We start from the raw sequence: 12,702 nt of genomic DNA on the forward strand, positions 1-12,702 counted from the left end.
CGCCTACGCCACCGCTTCGGCCTCGGCCCGCATGCTGGGCGGCAGCCGGATGTCGAGGTGATCGACCTTGAGTTTGCCGGACATCAGGCGGGGAAGGAGGGCGTCGCGCGTCTGCTTCAGCTTCTCATTGCTCCTGTAAAGCGCGGACAGCTGCAAGTCGACAGGACCGACAACTGCTTCAAACCGCTCCACCAAGTCGGGCGTAGGCAGCAGGATCGGGAATGCTGCGAGCTCGTCTTTGCCCACAGAATTGAAGATAGAGCCGTTGCCGATGACATCCTCTTTGGCGAAGGCAACTCGCAGCAAGTAGTACAAGAAGGTCGTCTTGCCCTCCTTGTGCCTCATTGCTGCCAGTCCGCGGCCCAGGATCAATTCAGTGTCAGCGATGTTCAAGCGTCCAACTGGTGCACGGACGCTGAAGAGGATGTCTCCTGACTGCGCCTGGCGCCCTCGTTCGCTGCAGAAAATCTCATGTCTCGGGAACCGCGGCCCGTACGTGCCAACGCCCTGGTGAAATGGGAGGCCTTCGCCACGGTCGTTGTAGTACTCCGAGCTTGGGCTTTGTCCCATCGTGAATGCAGCAATCGCGCCCAACTTCGATTCACTCCAGGCAGCCGGTCGTCCTTTGTGCCAGGACGCCTGCGCGTAGCCCGGAAACCGCATCCGCACGAACCACTCGCGGTAGATCTCCTCGGCCATGCCCTCCAGCAGCGCGATGCGCCGCTGGTTGTTGGCAATCAGGTCGTCGTAGGCGGAGAGGATCGCGGCGATCTTGCGTTGCAGACCGAGCGGCACTGAGGGGACCGGAAAGCGCTTGAGGGTGGCCGCGTTCAGATTCTGCTGAGATCCTCCAAGCTTCAAACCGACCAAGTTGTTGTAGTTGGCCTTGAGGTAGTAGTACAGAAATCGGTAGTCGGCTTTCGCCGGATCAATCACGAAGTTGCAGCACGCCTGATTCGTCGTGAGGGGCACTTTGTTGATCGCCACATTGCCCGCTGTATCGCCGTCGCCATACATGGCGACAACAAGGCTGTTTGCAGGAATCAGCTTGGCTGAAGAGTTCTCAAGGCCCAGCTCCGTGATGTGTTCTTCAGTCTCATAGACGAAGCGCTGCTTGACCTCGCCTGTCTTCATCCACGGAATGGTCCCGCCTTCATAGTATTCGGGCATGGCCCTGTAAGGCGTGCCTCCCGATGTCACGCGCAGACAGAGTGACTGCAACTCCGTCATCTCGATGGCAATCTGGCCGGGCTTCATGCGTCTGCCAGCAACTTCGCCAGGTTTGCATAGATGGCTGCTTCGGTTGTCGAGGCGGCTTCCGAGAGAGCCTTGAGTTGATCCAGTGAATCGGCCATGAACTCGCTGAACTCCTCTTCCGTCTTCCCGTCTTCCTCAATCACCACGCCCACATACCGCCCCGGATTTAGGGACCAGTCCTGCTCCTCGATCTCCGCCGGCGTCGCCAACTTGCACAGCCCGGTCACATCCTCGTAGGCGGCCTTCGGAAACCGCTGCTGCAGCCATTCGATGTGCCCAAAGTCGCTTTCGGCCAGCCTCACCTCGTCGTGCAGCGCCTGCAGCGCGTCCTTCACGGCCTTGGTCTGCCGGTTGCCGCCGCTGCGCTTGCCGGCTGCCTTGGCGGCCTCGGCCCTGCGCTTGTCGCCGTCGCGGATGGCCTGGTCCAGCGCCCTTAGGCTCTTGTGCAGCTTCTCGAAGAACGGCGCGTAGGTCGTGCGCAGAGCATGCTGCGCTTCGTTGCGCGCGTCCACGGCCTCGGCCTCACCATGCGCCGCAAAGTAAGCCTGCTGCGCTTTCGCCAGCGGCTGCAGTTCTACCCACTGCGCCAGCAGATGGTCCACCGCCGCGAGACCGGCTGCCGTGGCCTCGGGTGCTTCGGCCTCATCCTCACCCAGCACGGCCCGTAGCCGCTCGGCCAGCGCCGGCAGCTTGGCATGGCTGGCCTGCAGCTTGGCCAGGCCGCTGCGGAAGTACCCATCCACCAAGGCCACGAACTCACCGCGCCGGCCCTTGTGCAGGCGCGGGATCATGGCCAGGTTTTGGATCTGCGCGTCGTTCAGCTCACGGTGCGCGCGGTCGATCTGCGTGAAGACGTTGCGCGCGTCGATGAACAGCACCCGGTCGTCGGCCTTGCCCTTGTCGAAGAACCACAGCGTGGCCGGCAACGTGACGGTGTAGAAAAGGTTGGACGGCAGCGTCAGCATGCCGTAGATCAGGTTGTTCTGCACCAGTGTGCGGCGGATGTCGGCCTCGGAATGCCGCGCGTCGCTGGCGGAGTTGGCCATCACCAGCGCGGCGCGGCCCACGGGCTTCAGTGACGTCGCGAACAGGTTGATCCACAGGTAGTTGGCGTTGGGCACCGTCTCCTGAGCCTTCTGTTCTGCCTTGTCTTTGCCCTTGGCACCGGCCGGCTTGCTCTTGTTGCGCGGCACGCCGTACGTGTTGAAGCGCTTGTCGTGCTCCACCTGGTCCAGCGGCACGTCGTCCACGTTGAAGGGCGGGTTGGCCAGCACGTAGTCGAAATTGCCGAAAGCACCGAACGGGTCTTCGGAATAGGCGTTGGCCTGCTTGACCTCGCCGCGCAGCCCGTTCACGGCCAGGTTCATCTTGGCCAGCTTCACCGTTTCCAGTGTCTTCTCGGTGCCGTAGACGTAGACGTCCAGGTCCTTTGCGGCGTCCTTGCGGTGCTGCTCGATGAACTGTGCCGACTGCACAAACATGCCGCCCGAGCCGCAGGCCGGGTCGAACACCTTGCCGCCGTGCGGCTCGACGATCTCCACCATCAGCCGTACCACCGAGCGCGGCGTGAAGAACTCGCCGCCGCCCTGGCCCTCGCTCATCGCGAAGTTGCCCAGGAAGTACTCGTAGATCTGGCCGAACACGTCGCCCGAGGCGTCGAGCGGGATGTCAGAGAACAGCTTCAGCAGCGCCTTGGGAATGCTGCGGTTCTGCGGGTTGCGGCTGAAGCGGTCGTACTCCTGCTGCGGGAGGATGCCCTCCAGCTCAGGCTTGCTGGCCTCAATGCTGGCCATGGCCGAGCGGATGGCCTTGGGGATGTCTTCCTTTTCGGGCAGGTTCAGCAGGTAGTCGTAGCGGGCCTGCGGACCGAGGGCGAAGCCGCATTTCTCGATGGCAATGTCCTGCAGGCTGCGCTCGCGGCGCGTGCCCTTGAGCTTCTGGTACTCCGCCAGGATGGCATCTTCGTGCTGCCGATACTTGTTGTCGGCGAACTTCAGGAAGATCAGGCCCAGCACCGGGGTGCTGTACTCGCTGGCCTTGAGGTCGCTGTTGGCGCGCAGCTTGTCGGCGGCGGCCCAGAGGTCGCGTTCGAGTTTCTTGAGCTGCTCTCTGTTCATGGGGCGCATCTTAGCGCCGGGTCACAAGCCCGCGTCCGTGTGGAAGCTGTGTCCCGATGCTTGTGCCGGGAGGGGGGCTCATGGACAATGCCATCCAGGAGGAAACGAGGATGGCTCTCAAAGCTGTAGAAGCTGCCGCCCCAGCGAAGCAACCAGGCTTGTTCGCGGGCGCCACGACGGGAGAGGTCATCTCTTCTACCCATACCCAGGAACTGGTGATTGCTTTGTGTGGGCCCATTGGGTCGCCGCTTCACGAGGTGGCGGAGAAGCTGAAGGAGATGTTGGAAAGACCCTTCGGCTACACCAAGTGCAATGTGATTCGCCTCAGTCAGTTCATCGAGTCGCACGCAGGGCGGGCGGGTCGAGCGATCAGTGGCGATCCCTCCGGTCGGCGTCACGATTTGATATCCCTTGGTGACGAGATGCGGGAAAAGTTTGGAAGCAGCGTGCTGGCTGAACTCGCAGTCCACGATATTCGCCTAGACAGAGAACTCAACGCCAAAGACAAGACAACGGGGCAGTTTCTGCCGAGGAGAGCGTGTCACATCATTGACTCGATCAAGAACCAGGAGGAACTTGAGCTGCTCAGGGCGGTGTATCGCGAGTCCCTGTATGTGGTGGGCGTCTTTTCACCGCTCGCGAATCGCGAGGCAATGTTGCGGGAGAAGGGGCTCGACAACGCGCAGATTGCGACGCTGATGGACAGAGATTCAGGTGAAGAGATCAATCACGGCCAGACGGTCGCTGATACTTTTCCGCAAAGCGACTTCTTCCTGAGAATGGATTCCAACACGGAAACCCAGCTCCGTGCGAAGGTCGAGCGGTTTCTGCACTTGATCCTGGGCACGCGGGTCATCACTCCCACGAGAGGCGAGACTGCCATGTACGCTGCTGCCTCTGCAGCTGGCAACTCGGCTTGTCTGTCACGGCAGGTTGGCGCTTCAGTCACGGATTCGGAAGGTGAAGTGCTGGCGATTGGATGGAATGACGTTCCAAGAGCGTTTGGGGATCTCTACGTGACAGATCTTGCCGCAGACCCGAATGGCGATGGAGACAAGAGGTGTTGGAATCACGGAGGCAAGTGCTACAACGACGAAGAGAAGACCATTCTTGCCGATCACATCGTCTCGGCGCTTGATGGCGTCATTGATCCTCGCAAACGAGCCCAGGCGGTTGAGGCAGTGGCAAAGAGCAAGAAGCTCCGAGGGCTGATCGAGTTCTCGCGGTCGATCCATGCGGAGATGCATGCGATCCTCACCGCGTTGCGACAGAAGGGTGATCGGGTTCGAGGTGGTCGCCTGTATGTGACGACCTATCCCTGCCACTCATGTGCCCGTCACATCATTGCGGCTGGCATCAAGGAGGTCTACTTCATCGAGCCTTACAAGAAGAGCTTGGCCACCAAGCTGCACTCTGACGCGGTCACAGAAAATGAGGATGCCTCAGACAAGGTGCGATTGATCCCTTACGACGGGGTCGCTCCGACCAGGTACTTGGCCCTGTTCCGGATGAGGCCGGACTCGCGCAAGAAGGATGGCAAAGTAATCCGAATTGCCCCCGAATTGGCAAGCCCCAAGTTGGAAAAGAGTCTGGAGGCCTTGCCAACCCTGGAGAGTCTGGTCGTAAAATCTTTGCTGGACCGAAAAGTGGTCGTGAACGACGCAAACATCCAGGAGACGTGATGGAAAAGCCCTTTCAGCTCCAACTGGATCTCGACCGCACCGAAAAGACCGCGCAGCCCTCTGTTGCCCAGGTGGTCGAGTTGTCCCAGTTTCGCGCGCGAAAGGCAGAGGACAAACTCCCTTCCGTTTACGAAAGCATTACAGCATCGGTCCGGCACATCAGTCTTCGGCCCAGGAGCACCGAAGCAGGGGACTCGGCATTCGGATAACGCCGGGGTGGGTTGATCGGGCTTCAGGCCCTTTTTTCCTGCAGCAGAGCCGTTCGCGGCGTTCCATTCGGCATGTTTGTGCCAGCGTCTCTTCGGGTTGACAGGGGACGTGAAGGTTCGAACTTCCCTGACCGCTAGAATCCCCCCTGCTCAAGGAGCGCTGCAGCGGCCGCACGGCTGTCAGGCTTGAGATGGATCCAACCGCGCTCACTTCTGAAATCCAAGAGGTGAGTGAGATGCAGCAGCGCGATGTCCCCCCCATGCAACTCGCAGGCCTGGAGCCCGTCTCCATCGGCCCTGCACGATTAGTTGGGGACGGAGCTGAAGATCCATCCCCAAGAACCTTGTTCGTCAACATCGGCGAACGCACCAACGTCACCGGCTCCAAGGCCTTCGCCCGCATGATCCTCGCGGGCCAGTACGAGCAGGCGCTGGCCGTGGCGCGCCAGCAGGTGGAAAACGGCGCGCAGGTGATCGACGTGAACATGGACGAGGCCATGCTCGACAGCCAGGCGGCCATGGTGCGCTTCCTGAACCTGATCGCCAGCGAGCCCGACATCGCCCGTGTGCCCATCATGGTGGACTCCTCCAAGTGGGAGGTGATCGAGGCCGGCCTGCGCTGCATCCAGGGCAAGGGCATCGTCAACTCCATCAGCCTGAAGGAAGGTGAAGCCGCCTTCCGCCACCAGGCGAAGCTGGTCAAGCGCTACGGCGCGGCCGCCGTGGTGATGGCCTTCGACGAGCAGGGCCAGGCCGACACCTTCGCGCGCAAGACCGAGATCTGCGCGCGCGCCTACCGCATCCTGGTGGACGAGGTGGGCTTCCCGCCCGAGGACATCATCTTCGACCCGAACATCTTCGCCATCGCCACCGGCATCGAGGAGCACAACAACTACGCGGTGGACTTCATCGAGGCGGTGAAGTGGATCAAGCAGAACCTGCCCGGCGCCAAGGTCTCGGGCGGTGTCTCCAACGTCAGCTTCTCCTTCCGCGGCAACGACCCGGTGCGCGAGGCGATCCACACCGTGTTCCTGTACCACGCGATCCGCGCCGGGCTGGACATGGGCATCGTCAACGCCGGCATGGTGGGCGTGTACGACGAGCTCGATCCCGAGCTGCGCGAGCGGGTGGAAGACGTGGTGCTGAACCGCCGCCCGGACGCCGGCGAGCGCCTGGTGGAGATCGCCGAGTCGGCCAAGGGCGCCGCCAAGGACGAGGGCAAGAAGAACGAGTGGCGCGCGCTGCCGGTGGCGCAGCGCCTGTCGCATGCGCTGGTGCACGGGCTCACCGACCACATCGTGGCCGACACCGAGGAGATGTACCAGCAGGTGCTGGCCGGCGGCGGCCGGCCGCTGCACGTGATCGAAGGGCCGCTGATGGACGGCATGAATGTCGTGGGCGACCTGTTCGGCGCCGGCAAGATGTTCCTGCCGCAGGTGGTGAAGTCGGCGCGCGTGATGAAGCAGGCCGTGGCGCACCTCATCCCCTACATCGAGGAAGAGAAGCGCCAGCAGGAGGCCGCTGGCGAGGACGTGCGCGCCAAGGGCAAGATCGTCATCGCCACGGTCAAGGGCGACGTGCATGACATCGGCAAGAACATCGTCACCGTCGTGCTCCAGTGCAACAACTTCGAGGTGGTGAACATGGGCGTGATGGTCCCCTGCCACGAGATCCTGGCGAAGGCCAAGGTCGAGGGCGCGGACATCGTGGGCCTGTCGGGCCTGATCACGCCCTCGCTGGAAGAGATGCAGGTGGTCGCGCGCGAGATGCAGAAGGACGACCACTTCCGCGTGAAGAAGATCCCGCTGCTGATCGGCGGGGCCACCACCAGCCGCGTGCACACCGCGGTGAAGATCGCGCCGCACTACGAGGGGCCAGTGGTCTACGTGCCCGATGCCTCGCGCAGCGTGGGCGTGGCACAGAGCCTGCTGTCGGACCAGGCGGCGCGCTACATCGCCGAGATCGAGGCCGACTACGCCCGCGTGCGCGAGCAGCACGCCAACAAGAAGCAGGTGCCGCTGTGGCCGCTGGCGCAGGCGCGCGCCAACAAGACCCGCATCGACTGGGCGGGCTACCGGCCGCCGGTGCCCAAGTTCATCGGCCGGCGCGTCTTCCGCAACTTCGACCTGGCGGAACTCGCGAAGTACATCGACTGGGGCCCGTTCTTCCAGACCTGGGATCTGGCGGGCCGCTTCCCCGAGATCCTGAAGGACGAGGTGGTGGGCACCGAGGCCGTGCGCGTGTACGCCGACGGCCAGCGCATGCTCAAGCGCCTGATCGAAGGCCGCTGGCTCACCGCCAACGCGGTGATGGGTTTCTGGCCCGCCAACACGGTGGACGACGATGACATCGTGCTCTACACGGACGAGTCACGCTCGCAGCCGGTGCTCACTTGGCATGGCCTGCGCCAGCAGACCGAGAAGCCGGTGATCGACGGCGTGCCGCGGCCGAGCCGCTGCCTGGCCGACTTCGTCGCGCCCAAGGGCGTGGCGCCCGACTACGTGGGCGCGTTCGCCGTCACCGCTGGCCTGGGCGTGGACCGCAAGGTGCAGGCCTTCATGGACGACCATGACGACTACTCGGCCATCATGCTGAAGGCGCTGGCGGACCGTCTCGCTGAAGCCTTCGCCGAATGCCTGCACGAGCGGGTGCGCAAGGACCTGTGGGGCTACGCGCCCGACGAGGCACTGTCGAATCCGGATCTGATCGCCGAGCGCTACCGCGGCATCCGGCCGGCGCCGGGCTACCCGGCCTGCCCGGACCACGGCATCAAGGGCCCGCTGTTCGAGCTGCTGCAGGCCGGCGACGTCGACATGGGTCTGACCGAGAGCCTGGCCATGACGCCCGCGGCCAGCGTGAGCGGCTTCTACCTGAGCCACCCCGACAGCCGCTACTTCAACGTGGGCCGCATCGGCGAGGACCAGCTGCAGGATCTCGCGCGCCGCCAGGGCGCCCAGGTGGCCGATCTGCAGCGGCTGCTGGCGCCCAATTTGTGACATTTGTGATTCTTTCTTGAACTTCGCGGTGCACGCGGCGACCGGGTCGGCCGTTTAATCGGTGCATGAAAGGAGTTCCCATGAAGCAAGTCGTGCTGTGTGCCGCGTTCGCCCTCGCTGCGGGCGCCGCGCTGGCGGATGACCCGCCCAACCAGGCCCAGTTTGGTGGCGGCAACGCCGTGAAGGTGGCGCCCGTGAAGCCGCGCACCGTGGTGTGCCCGGAATGCGGCACCGTGCAGTCCGTTCATCAGGAAAAGCGCAAGGGCGAAGGCGGCGCCGCGGGCATCGTGGGCGGTGCGGTGGTGGGCGGCCTGCTGGGCAACCAGATCGGCAAGGGCAGCGGCCGCACCGTGGCCACGGTGGGCGGCGCCGTGGTCGGCGGCATCGCCGGCAACGAGGTGCAGAAGCAGGTGACTGCCAAGCAGGTCTGGGTGACCGAGGTGCAGATGAAGGACGGCAGCATTCGCAAGTTCGACTCGGAGCAGCGTCCCGCCTGGAAGACCGGCCAGATCGTCAAGCTCGAGAACGACCGCCTGGTGCGCTGAGCGCCCGCGTCATTCCCGCACAGGCGGGAATCCAGGAGGGGGTGGCTCAGCGCAGCGGCAGCAGCGAGCGCCGCTGCGCCCAGCCCAGCGCCACTGCGGCCACCACGCCCGTGGCCAGCAGCAGCGCGATGCCCCACCGGTAGCCCCCCTCGGGCGACCACAGCACGCCCAGCGCCAGCGGCGCGGCGGCTCGCGCCAGCGCCGTCGGGAGGCCCAGCGCGCCATTGAGCGCCGCCACATGCTCGCGGTTCACGTACTGCGCGATGGCGGTGCCCTTCACGATGGTGAGCATGCCGTTGCCCAGGCCGTAGAGCAGCACGAACACCAGCCCCGCCAACGGATGCGCCGCGCCGGCCAGCAGCGCGCCCAGCGCCAGCGGGATCAGCCACGGGATCGCACGGTTGGCCAGGTGCAGGTCGAACCGGTGCTCGAAGAAGAACAGCAGCGCACGCCCCGCGACCTGGATCACGCCGATCGCCGCCGGGATCGCGATCACCCACGCCGCCGGCAGCCCGCTCTCGCGCAGCAGGCTGATCAGGTGCGGCGGAATGGCAGAGGTGATGCCCATCATGCCGATGACGAAGATACCGATCAGCAGGAACGGCGGGCTGCGCAGCAGCGCGCGTCGGTGGGCCGCCGCGTCCGCCGGCGCCGGGCTGCCGGCCGTCGCGGGCGTGGCGGAGGCAGCGGGCCGGTGCGCACCGCGCAGGCAGACCGCGTGCAGGGGCACGCACACGGCCAGATGCAGCCCGGCGAGCGCGATCACGGCCTGGCGCCAGCCCAGCGCATCGATCAGCCAGGCACTGAGCGGAATGAACACCGTGCTGGCGAGCCCGCCGAGAAAGGTGAGGGTGATGATCGCGCGGCGGAAGTCGCCCGGAAAGCGCCTCGTGACCACCGCGAACACGGGCGAGTAGAGCGTGGCCGCCAGCGCCGCGCCCAGCAGCAGCCAGGCCGCATGGAAGCCGGCCGCGGTGCGCACCTGGCTCAGCAGCAGCAGCCCGGCCGCGATGGCGAGCGAGCCGATCGTCATCACCGCGCGTTCATGGCCGCGGTCGATCCAGCGGCCCACCGGATAGGCCAGCACGCCCTCGGCCAGCAGCGCAAGGCTGAACGCCAGCGAGGTCTGCGCGCGGCTCATGCCCAGCTCGCGCTCCACCGGCTCCAGCAGCAGCGCGAAGGTGTAGAAGACGCTGCCCCAGGTGATGAGCTGCCCGACGGACAGCCACAGCACCAGCCGGCGGTCGTGGCCGGTGGCGCTGCTCACCGGACGCCCTCCCGCGGGGCACCCCAGGGTGCGGGCCGCTTGGGAAGGCGGTGTGCGGTCATCCGCGCGGGACCCCCGCGTCGCGGCTGCTGATGAGCCGTGCGGTGGAGACCAGCCGGGCATCCAGCCGCAGCTTCTGCCGGTTGGCCGCCTCGACCGAGACACCGAAGTGCACGATGCCTTCTTCCAGGAAGAAGCTCAGCACGCTGCCGCGCGGGTGGGCGCCTTCGGAGTCGGAGACGGTCAGCACGCCCTCCGGCACGGTGGCCAGCAGTTCCTCGATGCGCGCCGGGGTCTCGGCCTTGAGGTACAGGATGTGCTGGCCTGCCAGGCTGTCACCGGGCTGCAGGCGCGCCGGCACCACCGGCCGGCCGTCACGGTCCCGGTCGCGGGCCAGCTCGCTCAGTTCGCGCCAGACGGCCTCGTCGCCCAGGATGCCGATGTGGATGGGCGCGTCTGGCCGGGCGAAGGTGCCTTCGGGCCATTCGACGAAGCTGGCGAACTTGTGCAGGAACGAGGCCTTCACGACCGCGTCGCGCGTGGGGGGCGCGGCATGCGCAGCCGCGGGCGCCGGGGCGGCCTGCCCCCAGGCGAGCGGTGCCAGTGCCAGCCCCGCCGCGGCCAGCAGCAGCCGACGCCGCGACCGCCGCGCCAGGGGGCGGTCGGTGCGGGGGCTCGGCGAAGGCGGCATGGGCGCATTATTCATGAGCAGGCGCCGCGCGCCGCGTCAGCCGGTCCCGGCCAGGCCCCGTCGATACTGGATGGCCTCGGCCAGATGCGCCGTCGCGATCCCTTCGGCGCCCGCCAGATCGGCGATCGTGCGGGCGACCTTCAGCGCCCGGTGCGTGGCGCGGGCGCTCCAGCCCAGGCGCGTGGCGGCTTGCCGCAGGAACTGCAGGGCCGCTGGCGCAAGCCTTGCGTGGTCGTCGATCGCCTGCCCGGCCAGCGCCGCGTTGGGCGCGCCCTGCCGGGCCAGGGCGCGGGCCCGCGCGGCCTCGCAGCGGGCGCGGACCGCGGTGCTGGGCTCCCCTGCCGGCGCCTGCAGCAGGTCCCCTGGCGCCAGTGCCGGCACATCCACCTGCAGGTCGATGCGGTCCAGCAGCGGCCCGGACAGACGCCCCTGGTAGCGGGCGACCTGGTCCGGCGTGCACCGGCAGGCCCGGGCCGAGCCGAGCCAGCCGCAGGGGCAGGGGTTCATCGCCGCGATGAGCTGGAAGCGCGCCGGGAACTCCGCCCGTCGCGCCGCCCGGGCGATGGTGATGCGGCCGGTCTCCAGCGGTTCGCGCAGGGCCTCCAGCGCCTGGCGGTTGAACTCGACCAGCTCATCGAGAAACAGCACACCGTGATGCGCGAGGGAGATCTCGCCCGGCCGCGGCGGTGTGCCGCCACCGACCAGCGCCACCGCGCTCGCGCTGTGGTGCGGGCTTCGCGTGGGCCGCTGTGACCAGCGCGACACATCGAAGCCTTCGCCCAGACTGGCAATGGCTGCGCTCTCCAGGGCCTCCTGCACGCTCATCGGCGGCAGCAGGCCGGCGAAGCGCTGCGCCAGCATGGACTTGCCGGCGCCCGGCGGGCCGGTCAGCAGCAGGCTGTGGCCGCCGGCCGCCGCGATCTCCAGGGCCCGCCGCGCCGCGGCCTGGCCGCGCACGTCCGCCAGGTCCGGCGCAGCCGGTGCGCCGGCCTCGGGTGGCATCGCCTGCAGGCGGGTCCAGCCGGCGGGGGCCTCGGCCGCCAACGCCCCCACGGGTGCGAACTGCCGCACCACATCCAGCAAGTGCGCCGCGCGATACACCTGCGCGTCCGGCACCAGCGCGGCCTCTTCCGCGCTGCCGGGCGGCAGCACCAGCCGCGTCGTCACGCCGCCCGCGTGCAGCGCGAGGCTCATCGCCAGCGCGCCGCGCACCGGCCGCAGCTCGCCCGAGAGCGAGAGCTCGCCGGCGAACTCATGGCCGGCCAGCCGCGCCGCGTCGATCTGCCCGCTGGCCGCCAGGATGCCCAGGGCGATCGGCAGATCGAACCGGCCGGAGTCCTTGGGCAGGTCCGCCGGCGCCAGGTTGACCGTGATGCGCTTGTTATGGGGAAAGTCGAGCCCGCAGGTCAGCAGCGCGGCGCGCACCCGTTCGCGCGCCTCCTTCACCTCGGTGTCGGCCAGGCCCACCAGCGTGAAGCTGGGCAGGCCATTGGCCAGGTGCACCTCCACCGTGACGGCGGGCGCCTGCAGGCCCAGCAGGGCCCGGCTCTGCACCAGACACAGGCTCATCGCCTTCTCCCTCCCCATTCAAGTGCATGTGTGTCGCTGGTGCGGAAAGAAAAACAAGATCGCACCGCCGTGGTGCAAATCAGCGTTTCGCACCGGGTTGGCCGCCCTCGCGCAGCACGGCAAGCTTGCGCCATCAGGGTTTCCCAGAGCAGAAGGCATTCATGGCACGCCTCCTGCTAACAGGTCGTTCGTCAACCCTTTCCCATCTAACGGAGAACCTCCCCATGAAGAAACTGGCTGTACTTTTTGCCTCCCTGGTCGTTTCCGGCGCCGTGCTGGCCCAGGCCAAGGCCCCGGAACCGGATTACACGCTGTCCTTCAACGTGGGTGCAGTGACGGATTACCGCTATCGCGCCATCTCCCAGACGC

8 protein-coding genes and 1 riboswitch are annotated in these 12,702 nt (G+C 66.4%); of the genes, 3 read left to right on the forward strand and 5 right to left on the reverse strand.

The window, feature by feature from the left end; genetic code table 11:
• Positions 1 to 3: 3 nt before the first annotated feature.
• Together ACE3T5_RS11655 and ACE3T5_RS11660 are read right to left on the reverse strand one after the other, a co-directional pair.
• Entirely contained in the window at positions 4 to 1,257 is a 1,254-nt protein-coding gene (locus tag ACE3T5_RS11655; RefSeq protein ID WP_374667741.1) for a restriction endonuclease subunit S, read from the reverse strand.
• On the reverse strand, positions 1,254 to 3,374 hold the full coding sequence (locus tag ACE3T5_RS11660) for an N-6 DNA methylase (RefSeq protein ID WP_374667743.1): 2,121 nt from the start codon (positions 3,372 to 3,374) through the stop codon (positions 1,254 to 1,256). Before ACE3T5_RS11660 ends, ACE3T5_RS11655 begins: the two co-directional genes overlap by 4 nt.
• 80 nt (positions 3,375 to 3,454) lie before the next feature.
• On the opposite strand from ACE3T5_RS11660, the gene ACE3T5_RS11665 reads away from it, so the two are divergent.
• The 3 genes from ACE3T5_RS11665 (at position 3,455) to ACE3T5_RS11675 (ending at position 8,806) form a co-directional block, all read left to right on the forward strand.
• Positions 3,455 to 5,056, forward strand: coding sequence for an anti-phage dCTP deaminase (locus tag ACE3T5_RS11665; protein WP_374667745.1), 1,602 nt, complete (start codon positions 3,455 to 3,457; stop codon positions 5,054 to 5,056).
• A gap of 355 nt (positions 5,057 to 5,411) precedes the next feature.
• A riboswitch (S-adenosyl-L-homocysteine riboswitch) is annotated at positions 5,412 to 5,481 on the forward strand.
• Positions 5,482 to 5,525: 44 nt separating this feature from the next.
• The gene (metH, locus tag ACE3T5_RS11670; protein WP_374667747.1) at positions 5,526 to 8,261 is read left to right on the forward strand and encodes a methionine synthase; all 2,736 of its coding nucleotides are present in this window, start codon (positions 5,526 to 5,528) and stop codon (positions 8,259 to 8,261) included.
• 80 nt (positions 8,262 to 8,341) lie between these two features.
• Entirely contained in the window at positions 8,342 to 8,806 is a 465-nt protein-coding gene (locus ACE3T5_RS11675) for a glycine zipper 2TM domain-containing protein (protein ID WP_374667749.1), read from the forward strand.
• Positions 8,807 to 8,852: 46 nt separating this feature from the next.
• Here ACE3T5_RS11675 and ACE3T5_RS11680 read toward each other — a convergent pair whose 3' ends face one another.
• Genes ACE3T5_RS11680 through ACE3T5_RS11690 form a run of 3 tightly spaced genes read right to left on the reverse strand, consistent with a single transcriptional unit; the run spans position 8,853 to position 12,333 of the window.
• Complete coding sequence (locus ACE3T5_RS11680) at positions 8,853 to 10,073, reverse strand: MFS transporter (RefSeq protein ID WP_374667751.1); 1,221 nt, start codon at positions 10,071 to 10,073, stop codon at positions 8,853 to 8,855.
• Positions 10,074 to 10,131: 58 nt separating this feature from the next.
• A complete protein-coding gene (locus ACE3T5_RS11685; RefSeq protein WP_374667753.1) occupies positions 10,132 to 10,764 on the reverse strand; it encodes a YfiR family protein in 633 nt (210 codons plus the stop codon).
• 36 nt (positions 10,765 to 10,800) lie between these two features.
• A complete protein-coding gene (locus ACE3T5_RS11690) occupies positions 10,801 to 12,333 on the reverse strand; it encodes a YifB family Mg chelatase-like AAA ATPase (protein WP_374667755.1) in 1,533 nt (510 codons plus the stop codon).
• Positions 12,334 to 12,702: the final 369 nt, after the last annotated feature.

It is taken from the genome of Ramlibacter sp., from assembly GCF_041916345.1.
Taxonomy (GTDB): domain Bacteria; phylum Pseudomonadota; class Gammaproteobacteria; order Burkholderiales; family Burkholderiaceae_C; genus Ramlibacter.

Bases quoted from the DNA above. Each gene is read 5' to 3' on its own strand.
- ACE3T5_RS11685 (WP_374667753.1), bottom strand. From the start codon at position 10,764: ATGCCGCCTTCGCCGAGCCCCCGCACCGACCGCCCCCTGGCGCGGCGG.
- ACE3T5_RS11655 (WP_374667741.1), bottom strand. From the start codon at position 1,257: ATGAAGCCCGGCCAGATTGCCATCGAGATGACGGAGTTGCAGTCACTC.
- ACE3T5_RS11665 (WP_374667745.1), top strand. From the start codon at position 3,455: ATGGACAATGCCATCCAGGAGGAAACGAGGATGGCTCTCAAAGCTGTA.
- ACE3T5_RS11690 (WP_374667755.1), bottom strand. From the start codon at position 12,333: ATGAGCCTGTGTCTGGTGCAGAGCCGGGCCCTGCTGGGCCTGCAGGCG.
- ACE3T5_RS11660 (WP_374667743.1), bottom strand. From the start codon at position 3,374: ATGAACAGAGAGCAGCTCAAGAAACTCGAACGCGACCTCTGGGCCGCC.
- ACE3T5_RS11675 (WP_374667749.1), top strand. From the start codon at position 8,342: ATGAAGCAAGTCGTGCTGTGTGCCGCGTTCGCCCTCGCTGCGGGCGCC.
- metH (WP_374667747.1), top strand. From the start codon at position 5,526: ATGCAACTCGCAGGCCTGGAGCCCGTCTCCATCGGCCCTGCACGATTA.